The organism is Bradyrhizobium sp. USDA 3240, assembly GCF_054063295.1.
Window position 1 is genome coordinate 65369 of the sequence record NZ_JBSSGD010000002.1, and the last position, 25575, is coordinate 90943.

Annotated in this window: 25 protein-coding genes; 8 read left to right on the forward strand and 17 right to left on the reverse strand. The window is 65.3% G+C overall.

Annotated features, from left to right (window positions below; genetic code table 11):
- The first annotated feature begins 19 nt into the window (after positions 1 to 19).
- The 4 genes from ACVIGA_RS00665 (at position 20) to ACVIGA_RS00680 (ending at position 3239) form a co-directional block, all read left to right on the forward strand.
- On the forward strand, positions 20 to 1231 hold the full coding sequence (locus ACVIGA_RS00665; protein ID WP_456664933.1) for a molybdopterin molybdotransferase MoeA: 1212 nt from the start codon (positions 20 to 22) through the stop codon (positions 1229 to 1231).
- 244 nt (positions 1232 to 1475) lie between these two features.
- Entirely contained in the window at positions 1476 to 2180 is a 705-nt protein-coding gene (lexA, locus tag ACVIGA_RS00670) for a transcriptional repressor LexA (RefSeq protein ID WP_375774931.1), read from the forward strand.
- A gap of 241 nt (positions 2181 to 2421) precedes the next feature.
- Positions 2422 to 2850 (forward strand): hypothetical protein, encoded by a 429-nt coding sequence (locus ACVIGA_RS00675; RefSeq protein WP_074130078.1) that lies wholly within the window; start codon positions 2422 to 2424, stop codon positions 2848 to 2850.
- A gap of 161 nt (positions 2851 to 3011) precedes the next feature.
- Complete coding sequence (locus ACVIGA_RS00680; protein ID WP_456664934.1) at positions 3012 to 3239, forward strand: hypothetical protein; 228 nt, start codon at positions 3012 to 3014, stop codon at positions 3237 to 3239.
- Positions 3240 to 3249: 10 nt separating this feature from the next.
- Here the strand turns inward: ACVIGA_RS00680 and ACVIGA_RS00685 are convergent, their stop codons facing one another.
- Both ACVIGA_RS00685 and ACVIGA_RS00690 read right to left on the reverse strand, forming a co-directional pair.
- Positions 3250 to 5535, reverse strand: coding sequence for a ComEC/Rec2 family competence protein (locus ACVIGA_RS00685; RefSeq protein WP_456664935.1), 2286 nt, complete (start codon positions 5533 to 5535; stop codon positions 3250 to 3252).
- Positions 5536 to 5642: 107 nt separating this feature from the next.
- Complete coding sequence (locus tag ACVIGA_RS00690; RefSeq protein ID WP_456664936.1) at positions 5643 to 6119, reverse strand: L-2-amino-thiazoline-4-carboxylic acid hydrolase; 477 nt, start codon at positions 6117 to 6119, stop codon at positions 5643 to 5645.
- A 140-nt stretch (positions 6120 to 6259) separates the two neighbouring features.
- Between ACVIGA_RS00690 and ACVIGA_RS00695 the strand changes: the two genes are divergently transcribed.
- Positions 6260 to 6868, forward strand: a complete 609-nt coding sequence (locus ACVIGA_RS00695; RefSeq protein WP_456664937.1) for a LysR family transcriptional regulator — start codon at positions 6260 to 6262, stop codon at positions 6866 to 6868.
- A gap of 142 nt (positions 6869 to 7010) precedes the next feature.
- Here ACVIGA_RS00695 and ACVIGA_RS00700 read toward each other — a convergent pair whose 3' ends face one another.
- Both ACVIGA_RS00700 and ACVIGA_RS00705 read right to left on the reverse strand, forming a co-directional pair.
- The gene (locus ACVIGA_RS00700; RefSeq protein ID WP_456664938.1) at positions 7011 to 7397 is read right to left on the reverse strand and encodes a YybH family protein; all 387 of its coding nucleotides are present in this window, start codon (positions 7395 to 7397) and stop codon (positions 7011 to 7013) included.
- A 35-nt stretch (positions 7398 to 7432) separates the two neighbouring features.
- Positions 7433 to 9112 carry a glutamine--tRNA ligase/YqeY domain fusion protein gene (locus tag ACVIGA_RS00705; protein WP_456664939.1) on the reverse strand — a complete coding sequence of 560 codons (1680 nt, stop codon included), beginning with the start codon at positions 9110 to 9112 and terminating at the stop codon, positions 7433 to 7435.
- Between the two features lie 167 nt (positions 9113 to 9279).
- On the opposite strand from ACVIGA_RS00705, the gene gltX reads away from it, so the two are divergent.
- Together gltX and gltA are read left to right on the forward strand one after the other, a co-directional pair.
- Positions 9280 to 10701, forward strand: a complete 1422-nt coding sequence (gene gltX / locus ACVIGA_RS00710; RefSeq protein ID WP_456664940.1) for a glutamate--tRNA ligase — start codon at positions 9280 to 9282, stop codon at positions 10699 to 10701.
- Positions 10702 to 10861: 160 nt separating this feature from the next.
- On the forward strand, positions 10862 to 12163 hold the full coding sequence (gltA, locus tag ACVIGA_RS00715) for a citrate synthase (RefSeq protein ID WP_092114598.1): 1302 nt from the start codon (positions 10862 to 10864) through the stop codon (positions 12161 to 12163).
- A 32-nt stretch (positions 12164 to 12195) separates the two neighbouring features.
- On the opposite strand, the gene ACVIGA_RS00720 is transcribed toward gltA, so the two are convergent.
- The 5 genes from ACVIGA_RS00720 to lpxA form a co-directional block, all read right to left on the reverse strand.
- On the reverse strand, positions 12196 to 12531 hold the full coding sequence (locus tag ACVIGA_RS00720) for an ArsR/SmtB family transcription factor (RefSeq protein WP_456664941.1): 336 nt from the start codon (positions 12529 to 12531) through the stop codon (positions 12196 to 12198).
- A 2-nt stretch (positions 12532 to 12533) separates the two neighbouring features.
- The gene (locus tag ACVIGA_RS00725; RefSeq protein WP_456664942.1) at positions 12534 to 13196 is read right to left on the reverse strand and encodes an SRPBCC family protein; all 663 of its coding nucleotides are present in this window, start codon (positions 13194 to 13196) and stop codon (positions 12534 to 12536) included.
- 113 nt (positions 13197 to 13309) lie between these two features.
- The gene (gene lpxB, locus ACVIGA_RS00730; RefSeq protein WP_456664943.1) at positions 13310 to 14488 is read right to left on the reverse strand and encodes a lipid-A-disaccharide synthase; all 1179 of its coding nucleotides are present in this window, start codon (positions 14486 to 14488) and stop codon (positions 13310 to 13312) included.
- Positions 14488 to 15345 (reverse strand): LpxI family protein, encoded by an 858-nt coding sequence (locus ACVIGA_RS00735; RefSeq protein WP_223967285.1) that lies wholly within the window; start codon positions 15343 to 15345, stop codon positions 14488 to 14490. Before ACVIGA_RS00735 ends, lpxB begins: the two co-directional genes overlap by 1 nt.
- Positions 15346 to 15364: 19 nt before the next feature.
- A complete protein-coding gene (gene lpxA / locus ACVIGA_RS00740; protein ID WP_456664944.1) occupies positions 15365 to 16159 on the reverse strand; it encodes an acyl-ACP--UDP-N-acetylglucosamine O-acyltransferase in 795 nt (264 codons plus the stop codon).
- Between the two features lie 137 nt (positions 16160 to 16296).
- On the opposite strand from lpxA, the gene ACVIGA_RS00745 reads away from it, so the two are divergent.
- Positions 16297 to 16620, forward strand: a complete 324-nt coding sequence (locus tag ACVIGA_RS00745; RefSeq protein WP_456664945.1) for a KTSC domain-containing protein — start codon at positions 16297 to 16299, stop codon at positions 16618 to 16620.
- A 21-nt stretch (positions 16621 to 16641) separates the two neighbouring features.
- On the opposite strand, the gene fabZ is transcribed toward ACVIGA_RS00745, so the two are convergent.
- The 8 genes from fabZ to frr form a co-directional block, all read right to left on the reverse strand.
- Positions 16642 to 17100, reverse strand: coding sequence for a 3-hydroxyacyl-ACP dehydratase FabZ (gene fabZ, locus ACVIGA_RS00750; RefSeq protein WP_016841580.1), 459 nt, complete (start codon positions 17098 to 17100; stop codon positions 16642 to 16644).
- Positions 17100 to 18161 (reverse strand): UDP-3-O-(3-hydroxymyristoyl)glucosamine N-acyltransferase, encoded by a 1062-nt coding sequence (gene lpxD, locus ACVIGA_RS00755; protein ID WP_456664946.1) that lies wholly within the window; start codon positions 18159 to 18161, stop codon positions 17100 to 17102. Before lpxD ends, fabZ begins: the two co-directional genes overlap by 1 nt.
- A 32-nt stretch (positions 18162 to 18193) precedes the next feature.
- On the reverse strand, positions 18194 to 20737 hold the full coding sequence (bamA, locus tag ACVIGA_RS00760; RefSeq protein WP_456664947.1) for an outer membrane protein assembly factor BamA: 2544 nt from the start codon (positions 20735 to 20737) through the stop codon (positions 18194 to 18196).
- Between the two features lie 177 nt (positions 20738 to 20914).
- Positions 20915 to 22066, reverse strand: a complete 1152-nt coding sequence (gene rseP / locus ACVIGA_RS00765) for an RIP metalloprotease RseP (RefSeq protein WP_456664948.1) — start codon at positions 22064 to 22066, stop codon at positions 20915 to 20917.
- A gap of 44 nt (positions 22067 to 22110) precedes the next feature.
- On the reverse strand, positions 22111 to 23337 hold the full coding sequence (gene dxr / locus ACVIGA_RS00770) for a 1-deoxy-D-xylulose-5-phosphate reductoisomerase (protein ID WP_375774945.1): 1227 nt from the start codon (positions 23335 to 23337) through the stop codon (positions 22111 to 22113).
- A gap of 4 nt (positions 23338 to 23341) precedes the next feature.
- The gene (locus ACVIGA_RS00775) at positions 23342 to 24211 is read right to left on the reverse strand and encodes a phosphatidate cytidylyltransferase (RefSeq protein WP_456664949.1); all 870 of its coding nucleotides are present in this window, start codon (positions 24209 to 24211) and stop codon (positions 23342 to 23344) included.
- Entirely contained in the window at positions 24208 to 24966 is a 759-nt protein-coding gene (locus ACVIGA_RS00780; protein WP_223967277.1) for an isoprenyl transferase, read from the reverse strand. Before ACVIGA_RS00780 ends, ACVIGA_RS00775 begins: the two co-directional genes overlap by 4 nt.
- Before the next feature lie 21 nt (positions 24967 to 24987).
- Positions 24988 to 25551 (reverse strand): ribosome recycling factor, encoded by a 564-nt coding sequence (gene frr, locus ACVIGA_RS00785; protein ID WP_176531045.1) that lies wholly within the window; start codon positions 25549 to 25551, stop codon positions 24988 to 24990.
- Between the last annotated feature and the right edge of the window lie 24 nt (positions 25552 to 25575).

Sequence of the window (25575 nt, forward strand, 5' to 3'; positions counted from 1 at the left end):
GAATTGAGGAGCTCTGAGCGTGGCCCTGATGCCGGTTGCCGATGCCCTGTCCGCCGTCCTCGCCGGCGCCGACCCGCTGCCGGAGGAGATGGTCGCGCTCGATGCCGCCTACCATCGCACCCTGGCGCGCGACCTCGCCGCGCGCCGCACCCAGCCGCCGCAGCCGATGTCGGCGATGGACGGCTATGCCGTGCGCGCGGCCGACGCCGGTGATCTGAAGGCCCGGCTCAAGGTGATCGGCGAAGTCGCCGCCGGCCGGCCGTTCGAGCGCACGGTTGGCCCAGGCGAAGCGGTCCGAATTTTTACCGGCGGCGTGATCCCCCATGGCGCCGACGCCGTCATCATCCAGGAAGACACCGCCGTCGACGGCGACCAGATCACGATCACAGAGCTGGCTGCCGCCGGGCGGCACATCCGCCCGGCCGGCGTCGACTTCCGTGAAGGCGACGTGCTGCTCGCCGCCGGCAGCCGCCTCTCCGACCGCGCGCTGTCGCTGGCGGCCGCCATGAACTATCCGGAGCTGGCGGTGCACCGCCGCCCGAAGGTCGCGGTGCTGGCGACCGGCGACGAGCTGGTGATGCCGGGCTCGGAGCCCGGTCCCGGCCAGATCGTCTATTCCAACGGCTATGCGCTGCGGGCGCTGGCGCGCGCCGAAGGCGCCGAGACCGTCGATCTCGGGGTTGCCGCCGACACGGTGGAAGCCACCACCGCCGGCATCCGCCGGGCACGCGAGACCGGCGCCGACATCCTGATCACGACCGGCGGCGCCTCGGTCGGCGACCACGACCTGGTCAAGCAGTCGCTGGAGGCCGAGGGCGTCGAGATGGCGTTCTGGCGGATCGCGATGCGGCCCGGCAAGCCGATGATGCATGGCCGGCTAGGGGCGATGCGGGTGATCGGGCTGCCCGGCAATCCGGTGTCCTCCTATGTCTGCGCCTTCCTGTTTCTGGTGCCGTTGATTCGGGCGCTGAGCGGCCAAAAGACTGTCCATCATGTCCGCGCCAGCGCATTGCTCGGCCGCGACCTCGCCGCCAACGACCAGCGCGAGGACTATCTGCGCGCACGTCTCGAGGCGCGCGACGACGGCACGCTGGTCGCAACGCCTGTGATGCAGCAGGACTCGTCCCTGCTCGGGAATCTCGCTGCGGCACGGGCACTTCTCGTGCGTCCGCCGTTTGCGCCTGCCGCCGGCAAAGGCAGCGAATGCGAGATCCTGACACTGCCCGAGTGACGGCGCAGACGGCATCGCTTGAGCGCTTGCCCGTTACGTTCACCGGAAATTAAGTGGTTGCGGAACACATATCGAACATATAGTGTCCGTTCATGATTTGTTTCGAGTACTGGTGTCTACAAACGGGAGACCATCCAGGAAGCGCTTGTACCGAGCACCGCGCTCCTGAGGTCAGGCCCCGCCTGCAGGCCCACCTGAAGAGTCTCGGAATCGAACGACGCTACCAACCGGGGGAATACTCGAGATGCTCACGCGCAAACAGTACGAACTACTGCGTTTCATCAATGAACGTCTGAAGGAGGCCGGCGTACCGCCCTCCTTCGACGAGATGAAGGATGCGCTCGATCTGCGCTCGAAGTCCGGAATCCACCGCCTGATCACTGCGCTGGAGGAGCGCGGCTTCATTCGCCGCCTGCCCAACCGCGCCCGCGCCATCGAGGTCATCAAGCTGCCCGAGCTCTCGGCCGGCAGCGGCAACGGCCGCCGCGGCTTTACCCCGAGCGTCATCGAAGGCACCCTCGGCAAGCGCAGCAGCTCGCCACCGATCGCCGAGGACGACGGCAACCGTCCGGTCGCGGTCCCGGTGATGGGCCGGATCGCCGCCGGTACGCCGATCGAGGCGCTGCAGACCCGCAGCCACACCATCAGCGTGCCGCCCGACATGCTCGGCGCCGGTGAGCACTATGCGCTGGAAGTGCGCGGCGACTCGATGGTCGATGCCGGCATCCTCGACGGCGACATGGCGCTGATCCAGCGCAACGACGTCGCCAACACCGGCGACATCGTGGTGGCGCTGATCGACGAGGAGGAAGCCACCCTGAAGCGCTTCCGCCGCCGCGGCGCGTCGATCGCGCTGGAGCCGGCCAATACCGCCTATGAAGTGCGCATCCTGCCGCCGAACCGGGTCCGCATCCAGGGCAAGCTGATCGGCCTCTATCGCAAATACTGATGGCGGCAGGGAACGAGCAACACATCGGATCGTTCCTTGAAAGATAGCGTAACGTGCGGCCTGCCCGATGCGCTCCGATACCTCTCACGCAGCGTCGCGTGTTTGTGATTGGGGCGTTCGGCGGCCAGTCGTACAATCGCCCAGAAACGAGGAGACACTCGTTCGCTATCGTCCACTCTGGTAGAGGCCCCATGCCTCAAGGAGAGGCACGGGTCGCTACCTCGAATAGAGGAGCCATCCGATGTGTGACTATAGTCTGCACGCCGTGGCGTCGCGCCCCGCCATTGTTGGAGAGACGCTGATCACCACGACTTTCCGCGGCACGTCGACCCGCGGCTTTGCTTCGGAGAACGATCCGACTGTCGCGGTCTGCATGCTGCCGGGCACCGAGCTCGCTTTCGCCGAGAACGTTCGCTACGACAGCCGCTGGATCTGGACCAAGACGATGAATTTCCGCGTCGGCGTGTTCAACGAGGTCGAGCCCGACGTTCCCGATCGCCATCATGACGCGGTCGAATTCCCCGACGGCAGCCATGTGCTGGTGACCCAGCTGGTCGAGGGACAACGCGTCAGCGTGCTGCAATTGCCGGCGCTGCATCCGCCCGTCGAGCAGAAGCCGAAGGTTGTGGAGCGGCGGCCCTCCGCATTTGCGTCGCTGTTTTTGGGTTGAACGCATCGTCGCCGCGGAATGAGTAATCCGGCGGCGAAGGACCTAACCGATTTCGAGCGACCCCGGACGCCGGGCTCCGGGGCGCAGCAGGAGAATTGCGTCGGCGCGCGCCTTGGCGCATCATTGGGCACGGAGGACGTGCACTCACGGAAACCTGCTCAGTGGTCGACAAGGTCACATGGCAAAAGGCTGGACGCGTCACGGAGCCGGGCCGCTACATGTTCCGGTTCGGCTGGCTGACGGTGACGGCTGACGACCTGAAGGTCTGGGAGCAATTTCCGGAGGCTTCCTTCACCCTCGTCAAGAAGCCCGACGCCGGCCCCGACTCCGACGAGTTCCACCTCGGCCTGTTCGAGCTGCCGACCGGCCCCCCACCCGACAACTGCTAATCCTGGGCGGCTAGTCTTCGCCCTGCAAATCGGTCTCGGCCGGCGTCGCATCGACGGCGGGCCGCGGCGCGCTGGCGGGTGTGCGCAGCGTGGTCTCGCTCTCGCCATCGCCGGGAACCGCCGGTGACCATGGCCGGTCGATCCCGCCGGGCTTGACCGCGTCGATGGCGTAGCCGTCCCTGATGCGCCGCAGCACCAGCGCGCCGTGGCGCCGCAACCGCTCGGCATCGATCACCGAGGCCGCGCAATCCTTCGGCGCCGGTCGCGCGCTCACGATCAGCGCCGCACGCTCGCAGTCGTCGGCCAGCGCCTCGGGCCGACTCGCCAGCGCGACGAAGGCGCCGCCGGGACCCTGCGTCACGCAGCCGCTCGGATCGCAGGAGACGCCCTCGCCGAGCGAGGCGTCCGTGGCGGTCCGCGCATCGGCGTCCGCCGCCAGCCACTCCTTGACCAGGAAGGCGTCCTTCGCGCTGTGCATCAGATGCAGCCGGCCGTCGCCGCCCCGCACGGCGACGTTGCGGCCGTCGGCGGAGACCAGAACGTCCGGCTGCGGCACCCGCACCGCCCAGACCGAGGCCACCACCAGCAGCACCGCACCCGACCAGCGCAGCGGCGAGCGCAACAGCCCGAGCAGGATCAGGCCGGCGCTTGCAACGATCATCGGCCCGACCCCGAACGCCGCCATCCGGCCGACCGCGCCCGGCAGCGCCGCGACCCATTGCGTCACCAGGATCATCCAGTCGATGCCGAACCCCATGATCGCCCAGAACACGCCGTCGAAGCCGAACGGCATGGCGAGCAGCCCGAGCAGCCCGGCCGGCATCACGACCGCCGACACCACCGGCATCGCCGCGAGGTTCGCCAGCAGCCCGTAGGGCGTCACGCGATGGAAATGGAACGCGGCGTAAGGCGTCGTCGCGAGCCCTGCGACCAGCGAGGCCAGCATCAGCATCGTGAGCTCACGCCCGCCCCACAGCGCAACCCGCGCGGTCGCGGAATGGTCCGGCGACGCCAGCAGGTTCGGCAGCCCGATCTGCACCAGCGCCACCAGCCCGAGGGTCGCCGCAAACGACATCTGGAAGCTCGGATGCACCAGCGCCTCCGGCGCGATCGCGAGCACGATCAGCGCCGCCACCGCCAGCGTGCGAAAGGTGATCGCGCGGCGGTCGACGATCACGGCGATCAGCACCACGGCGGTCATGAAGAACGATCGCTGGGTGGCGACCTCCGCCCCCGACAGCAGGAGGTAGAACGCCGCCGCGACCAGCGCGGCCGCGGCCGCCCATTTCTTGATCGGGTGTCCGGCCGTCAGCGCCGGAAACAGCGCGAGCAGCGCGCGGATCGTGAAGAACACGACGCCCGCGACCACGGCCATGTGGTAGCCGGAGATCGACAGCACATGGCCGAGCCCCGAGATGAACATCGCGTCGTTGACCGGCGTCGTGATCGCATCGCGCCGGCCGGTGAGCAGTGCCGTTGCGATCGCGCGCTGGTCGCCGTCCAGCATGGTGCGGATCCGCGCGTCGATGGCGTCGCGCAGCCACTGCATGAAGGCAGCATAACGCAGCGCGAGGCCGCCGCTCGCCGGCGGCTCCCTGGTCTTCACCGCGCCCATCACGAAACCGGATGCGCCGATGCCCTGGAAATAGAGGTCGCGGCCGAAATCATAGGAGCCCGGACGCTGCGGCCCGAGCGGCGGCATCAGCCGCGCCTTCAATTCGACGAAGCTGCCGACCTCGGGCGCGGTGCCCTTCTTGACCGAGAGCCTGACGCGCTCGAGTTTTGGAACCTCGCGCTGGCTTTCCATCGACACGACGCGCAGCACGAAGCGGTCCGTCTTCTCTCTGACGTCGCGCGTTTCGACAAAGCCGGTCAGCGCCACGGAATATATCGGCCGCGCCAACACGCCATGGGCGATCCGCGCGGTCTTCCATGTCGCCGTCGCAAATCCCGCCGCGACCGCAGCCAGCATCACGACGGCGGGAAACACCCGGCGCCGCCGCAGCAGCAACGCGAGCAGGCAGAGCGCGATCGCGACTGACGCCGCGACCGAGAGCAGCGGCTCGTGCTCGGCCGCAAAATAGAACGCAATGCCGGTGCCGAACGCCACCGGCACCCACGGCAACAGCCGCCCGGCCCCCGTCTCCGCACGCACCCATTGCCGCAATGCCTCGACGAGAGGACGCCAGATGCTGGCGCGCACCGGAATATAGCCGCCGGCCGGCGCAGCCGTGCGCGGCGGCCACGTCCCCGCGTAGCCACGTCTGCCGCCCGGCGTCGTGCCCTGCTCCGCCATACCGCTTGCGATCCCTGCCGGGCCACGAAGCTAGCGGAAGCTCCCGCCGGCCGCCTAGCGGAACGCAACCGGAACACGAAGGTATCCGGCAGCACGAGCTGCGGCTGCTACGGGGTTCGGCGGAAGCGGAAATCGCAACACGAAGCCCCCTCCATCAAGGTCTGGGAACGGGAGAGCTGCAGGCCGTCGTCGAAGCCTGCGAGCATGGCATGGTCGCGCTTGCAGTGAACCTCGTAGCCGATGTCGGCGAGGCCGAGATCCTTGTAGAACTCGGCATAGCCGCAGCGCTTCACATTGAAGGCAAACTGCTCCTCCGACTGGTCGAGGATCTGGACCTCCATGGCGCCGCCGCCCGCCCACAATTCATCGACGATCCGCCTCAACGACCCGATGCCCTGTCCGTAGGTGGAGGCCCATGTTGCGCCGTCCTCGGCCGCGAGCCGGCGTATCGTGGCATCGACGAGCTCCCGCGTGGCGTCGTCGCCGAGCTTGTCGCGCAGCGTCTGGATGAAGGGGATCAGAACGCGGCCCTCGATCTTGCGCCGCTGCAAATGACTGATGGCCACGTCGTGAGTGTCGGGCATGGATGCTCTCCCTGGCAAAAACCGGTCGGGCTATTTCTGCGGGAGCGGACCGGCGGGATCAAACCAATCCTTCTCGGCCGTTGACTTAGAAAATCTATCCCTGAAAACTGCGGCTCGACAGAACCTGAGAAGTGCCGACCATGAGCTACCGTCTCCCTCCCCTGAACGGACTGCGCGCCTTCGAGACGTCCGCGCGGCATTTGAGCTTCAAGCGCGCGGCCGACGAATTGTGCGTGACGCCCGGCGCGGTCAGCCAGCAGGTCAAGGCGCTGGAGACCGCGTTGGGGATCGCGCTGTTCCGGCGGTTGCCGCGCGGATTGCTGCTGACGACCGCCGGCGAAGAGTACCTGCCGTCGATCAGCCGCGCCTTCCGCGAGATATCGCATGCGACGCATCGCACGGCGCCCGCGCTTCGCGGCAGGCGGCTTCGGCTCGGCGTTGCACCGGTCATCCTGTCAAGGAAGTGCCCTGCGATCCAAAGCTTGACGCGGCAGGATCAACGGCAATTGCGCGTCAATCTCTCCCCGACCGGCGATCTCGGCGAACTGATCGACGGCAGGCTCGATGCCTTGGTGCGACCCACCACGCGCTCGCATCCGGGACTGCATCTGGAGCAGATTGAACTTCGCTCGCCGAAGGGCGTGACCGTGCCGGCCACCCTGCTCACGCTGCCGGGATTGGCCGGCTGCCTGGAGCACCGGGCGCTCGTCAAAATCCTGCAAGAGCAGAACATGTCCGCCGAGACGTGATGCGGGCCCCGGCTTGCGGGGGCGGGCCTGCATGATTTCGGAATAATAGAAGAATACCGTTGATTTGCCCGACGTGTCAAGTTGCCATGTCGAACGCCGGCGGCTACTTTGCATGGGGTTGTTTTCGATATTTTGGCGGGCGCTAGATCAATGGCGTCTGCGACGAGACGTGATGGCAGGCGATCTTCCAGTCGCCGTCCTCCCTCGTGATCACCCAGGTGATCTTGACGGTAAGCGAAGGCGCATCGCCGTCGAGGAAGAACGACGCGATAGCAGCCATATTGACGAGATCGGCATTCACGCGCTCGGCCCTGACTTCGCTGAACTGAACGCGCGGTGCGTGCCAGCGCGGCAGGCCGTTGAAGTAGGCCTTCACACCGTCGCGGCCGCGATAGAGCGTCGGGTTCGAGCCGAAGAAGAACGCGTGCCGCGAGTAGAGCGCGGCCAGCGTATCCGCATCGAGCTTGCCCAAACCTGCGGACCATCTGGCGATGATGGCGGAGGCGATATCGTCGGCTTCATCAGGCATCGATCGCCTCCGTCCGTTGTCCGCGCAGGATTGCGCTAACCTTTGCCGCCGACTTCCTTGGCGAAGGTATCGCGCAGGCCGATGGTGCGGTTGAACACCAGCCGGTCCGGCGTCGAATCCGCATCGCGCACGAAATAGCCCTGCCGCTCGAACTGCATCGCCTCTAGCGAATTGCTCTCGGCGATCGCAGGCTCGACCCGCGCATCGCTGAGCACCTCCAGCGACTGCGGATTGAGGTCGGCAGCGAAATTGGCGGCGTTCGGGCTCGGATTGGCGAACAGCTGATTGTAGATGCGGATCTCCGCCGGCTTCGACTGCGCCGCCGGCAACCAGTGCATCGTCGCCTTCACCTTGCGGCCATCGGGCGCGTTGCCGCCCTTGGTCGCGGGATCATAGGTGGCGCGAAGCTCGACGATCTCGCCGGCGTCGTTCTTCACGACGCCCGTGCACTTGATGAAGTAGGCGTAGCGCAGCCGCACCTCACTGCCGGGCGATAGGCGGAAGAACTTCTTCGGCGGATTCTCCATGAAGTCGTCGCGCTCGATATAGAGCTCGCGGCCGAAGGCGATCTTGCGGGTGCCGGCGTCCGGATTGTCGGGATGGTTGATCGCCTCGATCTCCTCGACCTGCCCTTCCGGATAGTTCTCGATCACGACCTTGAGCGGCCGCAGCACCGCCATCCGGCGCAGCGACGTGCGGTTCAGCTCCTCGCGGATGCAGAACTCGAGCATGCCGACATCGACCACGCTGTTAGCCTTGGCAACGCCGATGCGCTTGATGAACTCGCGCACCGCCGCCGGCGGCACGCCGCGCCGCTTCAGGCCTGCGACGGTCGGCATGCGCGGATCGTCCCAGCCCGCGACATGGCCCTCACGGACGAGTTGGGTCAGCACGCGCTTGGACAGCAGCGTGTAGGTCAGGTTGAGGCGCGCCATTTCGTACTGGCGCGGCTTCGAGGGCACCGGCAGCTTGTCGAGCAGCCACTCATAGAGCGGGCGGTGATCCTCGAACTCCAGCGTACAGATCGAATGGGTGATGCCCTCGATCGCGTCCGACTGGCCGTGTGCGTAGTCGTAGCTCGGATAGATCGACCATTTGTCGCCGGTGCGCGGATGGTGGGCGTGCAGGATGCGGTACAGCACCGGATCGCGCAGGTTGATGTTGCCGGCGGACATGTCGATCTTGGCGCGCAGCACGCGGGCACCGTTCGAGAACTCGCCGGCCTTCATGCGGCGGAACAGGTCGAGGTTCTCCTCGACCGACCGGTCGCGGAACGGCGAGTTCTTGCCGGGCTCGGTCAAGGTGCCGCGGGAAGTGCGGATCTCCTCCTGCGACTGATCGTCGACATAGGCATGGCCAGCCTTGATCAGGCCCTCCGCCCAATCGTACAGGCGCTCGAAATAGTCCGACGCAAAGAAGAGGTTTTTGCCCCAATCGTAGCCAAGCCAATGCACGTCGGCCTGGATCGAGTCGATGTACTCCTGCTCCTCCTTGGTCGGATTGGTGTCGTCGAAGCGCAAATTGCACTGGCCGCCGAATTCCTGCGCGATGCCGAAATTCAGGGCGATCGACTTGGCGTGGCCGATATGCAGGTAGCCGTTCGGCTCCGGCGGAAAGCGGGTCACGATCCGGTTGTGCTTATGGGAGGAGAGATCGGCCTGGACGATGTCGCGGATGAAGTCGCGCCCTGCCTCTGCCGTCGTGTCAGTCGTCATCAAAGGGTTCCCCGGAGGATTAAGCTTAACCTTCTGCCAAATTCGCGCCGTCCGGCCAAGCCTGGTTTCAGAGCCTGGTTTGACCGGCAAAAGGTCAGCCGGGGCTTTAGTTATGTCCGGTTCCTGATATACACCACCGCCCATTCCAGCATACGTCGCAATCGATCATGACCAATTCCGTCGTTACCCGCTTCGCCCCCTCGCCGACCGGCTTCCTCCATATCGGAGGCGCCCGCACCGCGCTGTTCAACTGGCTCTATGCCAGGAAGCTCGGCGGCAAGATGCTGCTCCGGATCGAGGACACCGACCGCGAACGCTCGACCGAGGCGGCAATCGACGCCATCCTGGACGGCCTGAAATGGCTCGAGCTCGATTGGGACGGCGACGTCATCTACCAGTTCAGCCGCGCTGCGCGCCATCGCGAGGTCGCCGAGGGCCTGCTCGCCGCCGGGCGGGCCTATTACTGCTACGCTACCCCGGAGGAACTGGCCGCGATGCGCGAGAAAGCGCGCGCCGAGGGCCGCACCCGCCTCTATGACGGCATGTGGCGTGACCGCGATCCGGCCTCCGCGCCTTCCGACGTCAAGCCGACCATCCGCCTCAAGGCGCCGCAGACCGGCGAGACCGTGATCGAGGACCAGGTCCAGGGCCGCGTGGTCTGGCAGAACGAGAACCTCGACGACCTCGTCCTGCTGCGCGGCGACGGCACCCCGACCTACATGCTCGCGGTCGTGGTCGACGACCACGATATGGGCGTCACCCACATCATCCGCGGCGACGACCACCTAATCAACGCCGCGCGTCAGAAGCAGATCTACGACGCGCTGGAGTGGGAGCTGCCGAGCATGTCCCACATTCCGCTGATCCATGGGCCCGACGGCTCGAAGCTGTCGAAGCGCCATGGCGCGCTCGGCGTCGATGCCTACCGTGCGCTGGGCTATCTGCCGGCCGCCTTGCGCAACTATCTCGTCCGGCTCGGCTGGAGCCATGGCGACCAGGAGATCTTCTCGACGAAGGAGATGATCGACGCGTTCGATCTCTCCGGCATCGGCCGCTCGGCGGCGCGGTTCGATTTCGCCAAGCTGGAGAACCTCAACGGCCACTATATCCGGCAGAGCGACGATCAATCCCTCGTGACCCAGTTCGAGGACGTACTGGATTATGTTCCTGAAGGCGCCGCGCTGAAGGCCAAGCTCAATGACACCACCCGCGCGCAATTGCTGCGGGCGATGCCAAACCTGAAGGAGCGCGCCAAGACGCTCATCGAGCTGATCGCCAGCGCCTACTTCATTTTCGCCGATCGCCCGTTGGAGCTCGATCCGAAAGCATCCGCGCTACTCACGCCGGAAACGCGCGCATTGATCGGCCGGCTGCGCACCGCGCTGGAAGCCGTCAACGACTGGACGGCGGAAACCACCGAGACCGCCATGCGGAATTTCGCCGAGCAGAACAATCTGAAACTCGGTGCTGTTGCCCAGCCGCTGCGGGTGGCGCTGACCGGGCGGACAACGTCGCCGGGCATATTCGACGTGCTGGCCGTGCTGGGCCGCCAGGAGTGTCTTGCTCGTCTCGCCGATCAGGCGGTGTGATCCTGCATGGACCCCCTCCAGGGTCCATCTTGCAGCGCACATTGCAATGAGCTACCCATCCCCGGACGCTTTCTCCACAAGCCGTTCCGCCCCGCCATGGGCCGCAAATTAGCGACTGGGCAAGGTCGGTTTTCGCAACGATTTCATCGGGGATATCACGATGGACGCAAAATCCAGCAAGACAGCCACACTCACCATTGGCAACAAGAACTACGATTTCCCGATCCTGAGCGGCACGGTTGGGCCTGATGTCATCGACATCGGCAAGCTCTACGGCCAGGCCGGGGTGTTCACCTACGACCCCGGCTTCACCTCGACCGGCAGCTGCCAGTCGAAGATCACCTATATCGACGGCGACGCGGGTATCCTCGAATACCGCGGCTACCCGATCGAGCAGCTCGCCGAGAACGGCGACTTCCTCGAGACCTGCTACCTGCTGCTCTACGGGGAGCTTCCGACCCCGGCGCAGAAGAAGGACTTCGACCATCGCGTGATCCACCACACCATGGTGCACGAGCAGATGGCGCGCTTCTTCCAGGGCTTCCGCCGCGACGCGCATCCGATGGCGATCATGGTTGCTGCTGTCGGCGCGCTCGCCGCGTTCTACCATGACTCCACCGACATCAACGATCCGAAGCAGCGCATGATCGCTTCGATGCGGATGATCGCGAAGGTGCCGACGCTGGCGGCGATGGCCTACAAATACACCATCGGCCAGCCCTTCGTGTATCCGAAGAACTCGCTCTCCTTCGCCGAGAACTTCCTGCAGATGTGCTTCGCGGTGCCGTGCGAGGAATACAAGATCAACCCGGTGCTCGCCGACGCGCTCGACAAGATCTTCATCCTGCATGCCGATCACGAGCAGAACGCTTCGACCTCGACGGTGCGTATCGCCGGCTCCTCGGGCGCCAACCCGTTCGCCTGCATCGCGGCCGGCATCGCCTGCCTGTGGGGTCCGGCCCATGGCGGCGCCAACGAAGCCGCGCTCGCCATGCTGTCGTCGATCGGAACGGTCGACAAGATCCCCGAGTTCATCGCCAAGGTGAAGGACAAGAACAGCGAAGTCCGCCTGATGGGCTTCGGTCACCGCGTCTACAAGAACTATGATCCGCGCGCCAAGATCATGCAGAAGATGTGTCACGCGGTGCTGGCCGAGACCGGCCATGGCGATGACCCGATGCTGAAGGTTGCGCTCGAGCTCGAGAAGATCGCGCTCAGCGATCCCTACTTCATCGACCGCAAGCTCTACCCGAACGTCGACTTCTATTCGGGCATCACGCTGAAGGCGATGGGCTTCCCGACCTCGATGTTCACCGTGCTGTTCGCAGTCGCCCGCACCGTCGGCTGGATCAGCCAGTGGAGCGAGATGATCGAGGATCCGCAGCAGAAGATCGGCCGTCCGCGCCAGCTCTATACCGGCGTGGCGCGCCGCGACTATGTGACGATCGACAAGCGCAAGTAAGCTTCATCTCCGACGAGTTCGAGACGGCGCCATCAGTCCCGATGGCGCCGTTTTCGTTTGCCGCGCGCGACCTCGGTCGCGAGCGCATCGAGACGCGGCAGCCAGAACGCCCTGAACCGGTCGAGCCAGTCGTCGACCTCGCGCAGCCGCGCCGGCTCCACGCCATAGATCCGGCGCGTGCCGTCGGCGCGCACCGACGCGAAACCGGCGTCCCGCAGGACCCGTAACTGCTGCGAGACCGCCGATTGGGTGATGCCGAAATCGCGCTGCACGACGGCAACGACGTCGCCCGAACTATGCTCGCCGGTCGCCAGCAGTTCCAGGATGCGCCGGCGGACGGGATCGCCGAGGATGTCGAAGGCGTGCACGGCTAGCCTCCACCGCCGCCCGGCTCAGGCTCGCCGCAATAAAACGCCGTCGTGCTGGCCCCGGCCCGACGTGCCGCCGCCTCGTCCGTTCCCGCCGTGATCGACGCCCTGCACCAGTCCGCGCTGCTGCGGCGGATGAAATCCTTGCCGTCCCCGGAGCCGGGCCACGCCTCCGCCGCTGCCCGGTCGAACTGCCCGCCGGGGCCTGCCGCGACATAGAGCGCGAGCCCGATCAAGGCGAGGTCCCAGCCGACACCGACCGCGCCGGGCCCGTAGCGATCCCAGAAGTCGCCCTCGATCAGTGAAAGATGCTCCAGCTCGAGCCGCGTGCCGCCGGCGCCATCGTCGGCCAGGGTCACGGTGACCCAGCTGACGGCGCCCATCGCCTCCCAGGTCACGGCAAGCCGGCGCGGCGGCTCACACGTCGTGATTTCCCCGCCCGCCTGACCCTGGAACTGATAGCGGCCGCCGAGCCTGAGATCGCCCGAGATCGGCAGGAACCAGCGCGGAATGCGCTCGGGGTTGGTCAGCGCGTCCCAGAGATCGGCGATGTCGGTGTCGTAGCTGCGGGTCGCGATGACCGCCCGCGCCGGCTTGCCATCGCGCTCCCGGACCGCGACTTCGCGAACGACGGCTCCGACATAGGCGACAGGATCGATCTTCATGACGGCGCTCCGCATCAATATTAGCTATTACTAATATTAGTGCAGCCTAAATTCCCGAAGCAAGCGGAACCGTTGCGGCCACATGTCGCCGCGGCACCACGATGACCGAATGACTAGGTTGAACGCCGGCTCATTTCCGCGAGCACTATGTCGGCGGCGCGGACACTCGGCGGCTGGTCGCCGGTCGACATCTTCCCGTCCATCGTTCCGAACGCCACGAGCTGCCGCAGACGGTCGGGCGTATCCGCGAGGACATCACCCAGCGCGTGCGCGAGCTTATCCGGCGTGCAGTCCTCCTGCAGGAACTCGGGAATGATGTCGCTGCCGATCACGAGATTGGCGAGGATCACCGACGACACCCGGATCGCACGGCGCAGGATGAACGCTTCCGCAGCACCGACGCGATAGGCCGTCACCATCGGAATGCCTGACAGCGCGAGCTCCAGCGTCACCGTGCCCGACTTTGCGAGCGCCGCGCGGGCCACGCGGAATGCGGCGCGCTTCTCGACCTCGCCGACGGCAAGCCGCGGCACCACGGGCCACGACGCGACGCCTTCGCGCACCATGGCCTCGAGATGCGGCATGGTCGGAAGCACGAGCTCGAACGGGGTTTGCTTGTTGAGCTGGCCAAGCGCCGCGCCGAACAGCGCCAGATGATGCCTGATCTCGCTGCGCCGGCTTCCGGGCAGTACCAGCAGCACCGGCGGCTGCGCATCGCGCCGCTTCTGTTCCTCCTCGTTCGGCCGGAGCGCAGTGAGCTGCTCGGTCAGGGGATGTCCGACATAGCTGCATGGCGGCCCCTGCAGCTTGCGATATTCCTCCGGTTCGAACGGCAGCAGTGCGAGCACGTGATCGACATAGCCTCGCATCGCGCGCGCCCGGCCCGGCCGCCACGCCCAGACCGACGGCGACACGTAGTTGACGATCGGAATGTTCGGGTTGCGCGCGCGAACGCGGCGCGCGACGCGATGGGTGAAGTCAGGGCTGTCGATGATGACGAGCATGTCAGGGGCATCGACGAGCACGGCATCGGCCGTGCGGCGGATCAATTGCAGGATCTTCGGCAATTGCTTCACCACGGCGGCAAAGCCCATGATCGAGAGATCCTCGATCGGAAACAACGGATCGATGCCCTCGCCGGTCATCTGCCGGCCACCGACGCCGGAAAATTGCACGACATCGCCGAGGCGCTGGCGCAGCACCTTCATCAGTGCCGCGCCAAGGCGGTCACCGGACTCCTCGGTCGCGATGAGGAAGATCTTGCGGCGGCTGCTGGGACTATGCGCCTGCATCAGCCCGCCAGTCCGATGACAAACAGCCCCTTTGCGTCGGCGGCCTCGATCAGCGCCTGCGGCTCGGCGGCGAGCGTGTTGCCAGCGATCACAGCGATGCCGGCAATGCCCGCCGCTGCGGCGCCCTCGACCGTGCGAGGGCCGATGGTCGGAAGATCGAAGCGCAGATCCTGCTTGCTCTTCGGCGCCTTCACCAGCACACCGCGGCCGGCCTTGGCGCGGATACGGCCCTCGGCGCGCAGCCGCGCCACCCGCGCCAGCAGCCCGTCGGTGCCTTCGATGTCTTCGACCGCAACGACGTGGCCGTCGATCACCACGGCCGCCTGACCGATGTCGAACGGACCGAGCGCATCGAGCACACTGCGTCCGCGTGCGATGTCGGCGAGCGCGCTCGAATCCGGCGTTGTGCGCGTCACGGCGCCCTCTGGCATCAAGAGATCGGGCGCGACATCCTTGATTCCGACCATGCGAAATCCCTGCTGCTCGAGGATGCGGCCAACGCTCGACAGCAAATGATCGTCGCCGCCACGAAACGCGCGCACGACGTGGCCGAGCAAACGCAGCGTGCCCCAGTCGAGCCGGATCTCCGACAGCGCGGGACGTACCAGGGTGCCGATGAAGATCAGGTCGCGGCAGCCTTCGTCGCGGAACAGCCGGGTCGCGCGTCCGAGCTGGCCGACCGAGATCCAGCGATGACGAAACCGCTGCGCGCGCGCCGGATCGCAGGCGCCGCGCAGCGCGAACAGCACCGGCGTGATACCGCGCGCGGTGAGCTGATCGGCGACCGCGAACGGCATGGCGCCGCCGCCGGCGATCACGCCGACCGGCGAGGAAAGCGAGGGAGCCGCTGACGTCATGCTGGCGGCCATCCCCTGCTCAATTGACGTCGGCGGGAAGACAGAGCGGCCGGAGCTTGCCGCCCTCGATGAAGGCGAGGATCTCCGCGATTGCAGGATCCTCGCCCGCGAGCGGCTGCACCGACACCAGCCGCTCGGCGAAGATGCCGGGGCCGTGGAACAGCTTTTGATAGAACGCGCGCACCGTCGCGAGCCGCGCCTTGGTGAACTGGCGCCGCCGCATGCCGATGATGTTGAGCCCTTCGAGCACCGCATATTGACCGTTGGCGAGCCCGAACGGGATGATGTCGCCGCGCACGCCGCAGACGCCACCGATCATCACCTGCGAGCCGACGCGGGTGAACTGGTGCACTGCCGACAGGCCGCCGATATAGACGGAGTCGCCGATCTCGCAGTGGCCGCCGAGCGTCGCCGAGGTCGCGAAGATCACGCCATTGCCGACCATGCAATCATGGCCGACATGGCTGTTGTTCATGAAGAAGCCGCGGTCGCCGACGCGGGTGAGCCCGCCGCCCTTGATCGTGCCGACATTCATCGTCACGCCTTCGCGGATCGTACAGGCTTCGCCGACTTCAAGACGGGTCGGTTCGCCGCGATAGCTCAGATCCTGTGGCGGCCCGCCGAGCGCGGCAAACGGCGAGATGACGCAGCCGGCGCCGATCTTCGTGTGCCCGCTGACGGTGACATGCGCGATCAGCTTGCAGTTCTCGCCCAGCACGACGTTGGGGCCGATGATGCAGTACGGACCGATCTCGGTGCCGGCCCCGATCACAGCGCCATCCGCAATCCGCGCAGTGAGGTCGATCATGCTCATGTCGTTACGGTCCGGAATTCGTTAATCACGCCAAGGTGGTATCAGTCGATTTGAGCGGTCGTTAGCGCGACTTTGCCCGCCCTGTCCAGTGACGTATGATGACCGCCTGTTGCAAACGAGAAGGTCGCAACCGATCCATGGTCCGGGCCGCCGCACTGATCCTCAGCCTGTTCTCCGCGCCGGTCGGTCCGGAGACCGTCGATCTCGGCAACAGCACGACCGTCAATCTCTCGAGCTTCGACTGTCGCGACATCAACCGCAGCACGATCGTCCAGCGGGTCTGCTACAGCGCAAGCGAGCGCACGCTGCTGGTCGCGGTCAGGGGCAGCTACCAGCACTATTGCGGCGTGCCTACGGAGACCTACGACGCGCTGATGATCGCACCATCGATGGGCGTCTTCCTCAATCGCGTGCTGCGGATCGCCGGCGCGGACGGCCGATATGCCTGCAGCACGTCGTGACGGCGGCGAGCTGACGTTGCTTTAATCCGTCAGCATCGCACCGACATCGGCCTCGGCGACGACCTGGCCGTTGACCTTGGCGTCGCCGTGAAACCACCACATCGTCTTGCGGCGGCCGAGCGAGCGCATGTGGTACTCGATGGTGTCGCCGGGCATCACCGGCTTCCTGAACTTGCACTTGTCGATGGTGAGGAAATACACCGCGCGCGGCTTCTCGGTGCCCTCGACCGACTTGATGCCGATCACGCCGGCGGTCTGCGCCATCGCCTCGATCATCATCACGCCGGGATAGACCGGACGATCCGGGAAATGCCCCTGGAACGGCGGCTCGTTGAAGGTGACGTTCTTGATGCCGATGCCGCTGTAGTCGGTGCGGATCTTGATCACCCGGTCGATCAGCAACATCGGAAAGCGATGCGGGAGCGTCTTCAGGATATCGTTGATATCCACGAGCTCGAATTTGACCGGTGCCTCCTCCATCACTCCTGTTCCTTGCCTTTGGCTTCGTTGTCGCGCACCAGGCGCTCCACCGCGATAATTTCCCGGAACCACTGCTTGGTCGGCTTGGCGAAATGCCCGCCCCAGCGACCATTGGCCGGAATGTCGTCCTTGACCGCGCTCATCGCCGTCACCTGGGCGCCGTCGCCGATCTTGAGGTGGTTGTTGATGCCCACCTTGGCGCCGAGCGCAACATTGTCGCCGATCGTCAGACTGCCGGCGAGCCCGATCTGGGCCGCGAGCAGGCAGTGCCGGCCGATGGTCACATTGTGGCCGATCTGGACCTGGTTGTCGATTTTGGTGCCCTCGCCGATCACGGTGTCGCGCAGGGAACCGCGGTCGATGGTCGAGGCGGCGCCGACCTCGACATTGTTCTGGATCACCACGCGGCCGGTCTGCGGCACCTTCACGTGCCCGGCCGGCCCGAAGAAGATGAAGCCGTAGCCGTCCTGGCCGATATTGCAGGCCGGGTGGATCAGCACGTTGTTGCCGATCAGCGCGAACTGAATGGTGGTCTTGGCGCCGACATTGCAGTCGCGGCCGATCTTGACGTCGGCGCCGATCACCGCGCCGGCGCCGATGATGGTGCCGGCGCCGATCTCGACCCGTGGGCCGATCACGACCAGCGGATCGACGATGACGCCGTCCTCGAGGCGCGCGGTGGGATCGATGATCGCCGACGGGGCGATGCCCTCGGTCCCGAACCAGGATTGCGGCCGCAGCGCATCGGCGTGCCATTCGCGGGCAAGCTCGACGAACACCTGGAACGGTTTCGCGGCCCGCAGCACGGCGGTGCCCTTCGGCACCTGCGCCTCGAAACGCGCGCTGACCAGGCAGGCGCCGGCCTTGGTCGCGGCAAGCTGGTCGGCGTATTTGAGATTGTCGAAAAACGCGAGATGCATCGGACCGGCCTCGTCGAGCGAGGCCAGCCCCCTGATCTGAAGCGCGCCCCTCTCGGGGTCGACCAGTTGCGCCTTCGTCAGCGCGGCAATTTCAGCCAGCGATGACGAAGGAGGACTCTTATAGAAGATCGGCTGCGCCATTCCATCCGTCGCAGTCCGGTCGATCAGCGGTGTTAGAAAGTCGTACCGCCGCCAAACCGGAATTCTTGCACGCGGTCATACGCACCCTTGGTCAGCGGTACGGCGTAATCGAAGCGCAGCGGACCAAACGGCGACTGCCAGATCAGGCCGACACCGACCGAGGTACGGACAACCTTGCTGTCGTCATAGCTCAGACCCAAGCAGGTACCCGGAGACGGCGGGTTGTTGGTCGGCCTGACGCAGCCGGGCGTGTTGACTTCGCCGGTCGCCGCCCACGAGGTCGGTCCCTTGTAGTCGTACAGGCCGCCGGCGTCGGCATAGACCGCGCCCTTGAGCCCGACTTCCTTCGGCAGGAACCAGAACGGCATCTGCAGTTCCGCCGACACGCCCCAGTACTTGGTGCCGCCAACGGCGTCCATGGTGCCGTACGGGTTGATGTCACGCGGACCGATGCCGTTCGGCGCGAAGCCGCGGACCAGGTTCGGGCCCATCTGGAAGTGATCCAGCATGCGCAGTTCGTCGCTGCCCAGCTTGTTCAGGATGCCGCCCTGGGCGTGGATCACGCCGACGATATCAGACACCAGCGGGGTGTAGTACTTCGCGTCGATCGCGCTCTTGATGTAGCTGACGTCGCCACCGACGCCGGCGAAGTCCTGCTTGAAGTCGACGATCAGACCGTCGGTCGGGTTCTTGTTGTTGTCGAGCGTGTTGTAGTTGAGCGTATAACCCAGCGCCGACGTCAACGTCTTGCCGCCAGCCAGTTCCTTGCGGACCGGCAGCGAGGCTTCACCGTCGCTGTAGCAGCCGAGACCATTGGTCGACACCAGGCTGATCCCGTTCAGGTTCGCATAGGCCGGGCTCGGATTGAATGCGGGATTGGGCGTTACGCCGTCAGCCAGGAAGGGATTGTTGTTACAGTTGTTGAGCGTCGACGGCAGGGTGATTTCCTGCTGATAGATCGAGTAGCGCAGCTGCAGCGACAGGTCTTCCCGCAGGCTGAAGCCGAGACGCGGGCTGAAGCCGAGCGTCTTGGTGCCGTAGGCGATGTAGTTGTTGGACAGCTGCTGGCGCTGATAAAAATCGAGGCCGAGCGCGACACGATAGTCGAGCAGATAGGGCTCGACGAACGACAGCGAGTAGCCGCGGGCATACTGGCCATAGGTCACCGACGCCTTCGCGAACAGGCCGCGGCCGAGCAGATTGCGCTCGGAGACGCTGACTTCAGCCAGCGCGCCGTCGGTGGTCGAATAGCCGCCCGACACCGAGAAGTCGCCAGTCGACTTCTCCTCGAGATCGACGATCAGGATGACGCGATCGCTGGAGGATCCGGGTTCGGTGGTGATCTTCACTGTCTTGAAGAAGTCGAGGTTCTTCAGCCGGCGCTCGGCACGGTCCACCAGCGCACGGTTGTAGGCGTCGCCTTCCGAGATATCGAATTCGCGGCGGATCACGTAATCGCGCGTGCGGCTGTTGCCGCGGACGTTGATACGCTCGATATAGGTGCGCGGACCTTCATCGATCGCGAAGGTGATCGACACCGTGTGATTGTCGAAATTGCGATCGCCGCGCGGCCGGACCACCGCGAACGCATAGCCGCGGCGCGATGCCTCGATCTGCATCTCCTCGACTGACTTCTCCAGCGCCTCAGCGTTGTAGAGCGAGCCGGTATTGACGCGCGAGTACGAGCGCAGCGCGTTCGGGTCGAGTGTTGCGATCGACGAGGTGAAGTTGACGGCGGCGACGCGGTACTGCTGGCCCTCTTCGATCTTGAAGGTAACCAGGAAGCCCTTCTTGTCGGGATCGTATTCGGTCAGTGCGGCCACGACCTGTACATCGGCATAGCCGTTCTTGAGGTAGAAGCGGCGAATCAAGTCGCGGTCGGCTTCGACGCGGTCCGGGTCATAGACGTCGTTGCCGCCAAGGAAGCTCAGGAGGTTCGATTCGCGGGTCTTGATGACGTCGCGCAGGCGGGACGCCGAATAGGCATTGTTGCCCAGGAACTCGATCGACCGCACACCGGTCTTCACGCCTTCGTTGACCTCGAAGATCAGGTCGACGCGGTTGTTCGGCTGCTCGATGATCTGCGGATTGACCCGCACGTCGTAGCGGCCGGAGCGGCGGTAGATTTCGGCGATGCGCAGGGCATCCGACTGCACCATCGGACGCGAGAAGGTGCCGCGCGGCTTGGACTGGACTTCGGCGGTGAGTTGCTCGTCCTTGACCTTCTTGTTGCCTTCGAAGGCAACGCGGCCAATCACCGGGTTCTCGACCACGACCACGACGAAGCGCCCGCCCCGCTGATCGATATGGACGTCCTGGAACAGGCCGGTCTCGATCAGCGCCTTCAGGCCGTCATCGATCTGGGCCTGGCCCAGCCGACCGCCCGGTCCGGGATGGAAATAAGAACGAATGGTTTCGAGCTCGACGCGACGGTTCCCCTCCACCGCAATCGAATCAACAGTCTGCGCTTGCGCAGGCGCAGAGACAGCAACGGCCGCCAAGGTGGCCGCCGCTGGCGCGGCGAACATGACCAAGGCGGCGAACAGCCCCCCCCTCACTCGCATTCCAAACATCATGCGCAACGCGCCCTTATCTTTAGCAATGCCGGACCGTTCCCCAACGACCCGACAGATTCCCAACCTGCCGCTCAGCTTGTAGCCAACTTTGCCGAGGGGGCAAACTTACTACAGCTGAACATTTCCATTTTCATACCAAGACGTTGCCCATTGGCAACGCCACAGAAAAGCCCCGTTTCAGGACCCAGCGATTCTGAGGATGTCGTTATATGTCGCAAACACCATCAGCATCAGAACCAAACCCAGACCGATTCGGAAACCCACCTCCTGCGTCCGCTCCGAGAGCGGGCGTCCACGAAGCGCCTCCGCGCTGTAGAACAGGAGGTGTCCACCATCCAAAAGCGGGATCGGGAACAGATTCAACAACCCGATCGAGACCGAGAGGATGGCGCAGAGATTGACGACGAACTGGAACCCGGCGCTCGCGGCCTGACCCGACAGCTTCGCGATTCCAATGACCCCGCTCACCTCGGCCGGATTGCCGGTCCCGACGAACAGCGACCCCAGGAACTTGAACGTGCTGGAAATAATGTACCAAACCTGCTCGACACCGATCTTCATCGCTTCCAGCACGCCGACCGGAGCACTGGATGATTCGCCGACCTGAGCCTTGTGCTCGATTCCAAGCACGCCGATTCGGTGGGCATTGCCGAAGGGGTCCTTGACCTCCTTCAGCGCCGGCGCCGCCTTCAGCGAAACGATCGCGCCGTCCCGCTTCACTTTGAAACCAAGCTCTGAACCAGCATTCGAAGCTACGATCCGCTGCATGTCGGCGAAACTCTGGATCGCACTGCCATCGATATCGACGACGACATCACCGACCTTGAAGCCTGCGTTCGCAGCGACGCTTTCGGCGACCAGGCCATCGACCCGGGCGATCGTGCTGGGCTTGCCGTAATAGAGCGCCATGCCCGCGAAAATCAGGGCGCCTAGAATGAAGTTCGCCACCGGACCGGCCGCGACGATCGCGGTACGCTTGCCGACCGACTTGTGGTGGAAGCTGCCTTCGCGCTCCTCCGCCGTCATGGCGGCGAGCGTCTCCATCGAGGGCGTCGATGCCTCGCTGTCGTCGCCGAAGAATTTGACGTAACCGCCGAGCGGAATTGCCGAGATCTTCCAGCGCGTGCCATGCCGGTCGTTGAAGCCGGCAAGCTCCGGTCCGAACCCCAGCGAGAACGTCAGCACCTTCACGCCGGCCCAGCGCGCGACCAGGAAGTGGCCGAGCTCGTGAAAGAAGACAACGATGGTCAGGACGAAGAGGAAGGGAACGATATAGCCGAGGAGCCCATGGCTCAACGCATTGATACTATGAAGAAAATACTCGGGCATTCGAATTCCCCTCGACAAGAGCCATAGGCTCCGTCCCCAACCCTCTAGGTTGCCTTTAAGGCAATTTGAGGCAAGAGGGCGGCAGCTTTATTTCGCGCGATATGGTCAACGGAAATCGCATCATCCGCCGAGTTCAGTGGTGGCTGATTCCCCGACCTGATCCAATCGTTCATGGTCGCCTCGACCAGCCGGGCGATCGCACCGAACTTGATCTTGCCGGCGATAAACGCGGCGACCGCGATTTCGTTCGCGGCGTTGTAGACCGTCGTCGCGCCATGCCCGAGGCGCAGCGCCTCGTAGGCGAGCCGCAGCCCAGGGAAACGCTGAAAGTCCGGCGCCTCGAAGGTGAGCTGTCCGATCTTGGCGAGATCGAGCTTGGCTGACGGGCCCACGATCCGGTCCGGCCAGCCGAGGCAATGCGCGATCGGGATCCGCATGTCGGGCGTGCCGAGCTGGGCCATCACGGAGCGATCGGAGAACTCGACCATGCCGTGGATGATCGACTGCGGGTGCACCAGCACGTCGATCTCGTCGGGCGACAGGGCGAACAGGTAGGACGCCTCGATCACCTCAAGGCCCTTGTTCATCATCGAGGCGGAATCGATCGTGATCTTCTGCCCCATGCTCCAGTTCGGATGCTTGAGCGCCTGTTCCAACGTCGCCTGTTCGATGTCCGCGGGAGCCCAGGTGCGGAACGGCCCGCCGGACGCAGTGATGATCACCCGCGTCAGTTCCTCGCGATTGCCGGAAGCCAGCGCCTGGAACAGCGCATTATGCTCGGAGTCCGCCGGCAGGATGCAGGCGCCGGCCTTCTTGGCCCGCTCCATGAAGATATCGCCGGCACAGACCAGGCACTCCTTGTTGGCGAGCGCGACGGTTGCGCCGCGATCGACCGCGGCAAGTGCCGGCTTCAATCCGGCAGCGCCGCTGACCGCGGCCATCACCCAATCCGCCGGCCGCGCGGCCGCCTCGATGATGGCGCTCTCCCCGGCCCCGCATTCGATCCGGGTTCCGGCCAGCGCGTCCTTCAATTCGGAAAGCCGCGCCGGATCGGCGATGGCGGCGAACCGCGCGCCGAACTCCTTGGCGAGCTTGGCCAGTCCCTCGACATTGCTGTTCGCGGTCAGCGCCTCGACCCGGTAGCGGTCGCGCGCGCCACGCAGCAGATCCATCGTGCTGTCGCCGATCGAGCCGGTGGCACCGAGGACGGTCACGGATCGCGCGGCGGATGCCGCCGCGGCCTTGTTGTTACGCAACGGAACTGCGCTCATCTCATCACCAAACCATAAGACCGCGTCCGACGCCATCGGCGCCACCACGGAGAAAGCCGAAAATCGCCGCCACAACGACGGCCGCGACAAATCCGTCCAGGCGATCCAGAAGGCCGCCATGGCCGGGAATGATGTGGCTCGAGTCCTTCACCCCGAACCGCCGCTTCACCGCGGATTCAAAGAGATCGCCAAGTTGCGAGACCACCGACAGCACGGCTCCGAGCATCAGCAGCGGCCCGGCCGTGCCGATCTCGAAGGCGGCAAAGCAGGCCGCAACCAACAGGCTCGCGACGAAACCGCCGGCCGCGCCAGCCCATGTCTTCTTGGGGCTGACCCGCACCCAAAGCTTCGGCCCGCCGATGCTGCGGCCCGCGAAATAGCCGCCGATGTCGGTGACCCACACGATCAGCAACACGAACATCAGCGCGGCAAAGCCCTTCGCCGTATCGAGACGCAGCAGCACCGATGCGATCTCGGCGGCCGCAGCATAGAGCAATCCCGCAATCGCCCAGTTGCGCCGCGCGCCCGAGGTCAGCGCCACGGCTACCGCACCGACCGCAAGGACCGCCAGCGCCGCATCGATGCGGCCGGCGATCAGGCAAAGTCCGGCGAGCAGCAGCGCGACAACACCAGGCACCATCACGCGGAGTTCGCGTCCGAGCCCGGTGACCATGAGCCATTCCGCGAACAGTCCGACCGCAATCAGCGTCACCAGCAGCGACCAGGCCACGCCACCCAGATAGGCCAGCCCGATCGCGACCGGCGCCAGTACCAGCGCTGCAACCACGCGCATCGCGAGGTTGCGCGAGCCCTGCTCGCTTGATGCCGGCGACTGCTCGCTTGCTGCCGCCGGTGCGGCTTCGCGCTCGCTCACGATCCGGTTTTCGCGGCGAGGCCGCCGAACCGGCGCTCACGCTTGCCGTATTCCGCAATCGCGCCTTCGAGCGCCGCCTTGTCGAAATCCGGCCAGTGAATCGGCACGAATACGAGCTCGCTATAGGCGGCCTGCCACATCAGGAAGTTCGACAGCCGCTGTTCGCCGCTGGTGCGGATGATCAGGTCGGGGTCCGGAATGTCGGGCGCATCGAGATATTGCCCGAGCGTATCGGCATCGATGGAGTTAGCGTCGCGCTTGCCCTCGGCGACCTCGCGCGCAAGGCGCCGCGCGGCGGCAGCGATCTCCGCCCGCGAGCCGTAGTTGAAGGCGACTACAAGGTTGAGTTTGACGTTGTTCCGCGTCAGCTCCTCGGCCTCGTTGAGCAGCGCGCAGATGTCGGGGTCGAGCCCGGCGCGCTCGCCGATCACGCGCACCCGCACGCCGTCACGATGCAGCGTCGCCAGATCGTTGCGGATGAAGCGGCGCAGCAGGCCGAACAGATCGCCGATCTCGCTGGCCGGCCGCGACCAGTTTTCCGAGCTGAACGAAAAGATCGTGAGATAGACGATGCCGAGTTCATGGGCCGCACGCACCACGCGGCGCAGTGCCTCGACGCCGCGGCGGTGGCCCTCGACGCGCGGCAGGCCGCGCGAAGCGGCCCAGCGCCCGTTGCCGTCCATGATGATCGCCACATGCAACGGACTGCCGGAGCGATCCGGTCCGTCAGTTGCTGGGGCGGCGGCATTCGACATCGGCTCTTTCCCGTAGCGCCTTCAGACCGTCAGGATTTCCTTTTCCTTGGCGGCAAGCAGCTGATCGACTTCGGCGATCACGCCGTCGGTCGCCTTCTGCACCTCGTTCGACAGGCGCTCCTGATCGTCCTCGGAGATCTCGTGATTCTTCTCGAGCTTCTTGATCACGTCGAGGCCGTCGCGACGCACGTGGCGTACCGCGACCTTGGCCGCTTCCGCGTATTTGTGCGCGACCTTGACCAGTTCCTTGCGGCGCTCCTCGTTGAGTTCGGGAATCCGCAAGCGCAACACCTGTCCTTCGGTTGCAGGTGAAAGGCCGAGATTGGAATCGACGATCGCCTTCTCCACGGCCTTCACCATCGACTTGTCCCAGACCTGCACCGAGAGCAGGCGCGGCTCGGGCACGCTGATGGTCGCAACCTGGTTGAGCGGCATATGCGAGCCGTAAGCCTCGACCTGGACCGGCTCCAGCATGGAGGCCGCGGCGCGGCCGGTACGCAGACCGCCGAGTTCGTGCTTGAGCGATTGTGTGGCGCCCTGCATGCGGCGCTTCACGTCGTTGATGTCAAAACCAGCTGCGGCCATGACGCTTCTCCCTTTACTAGAAAC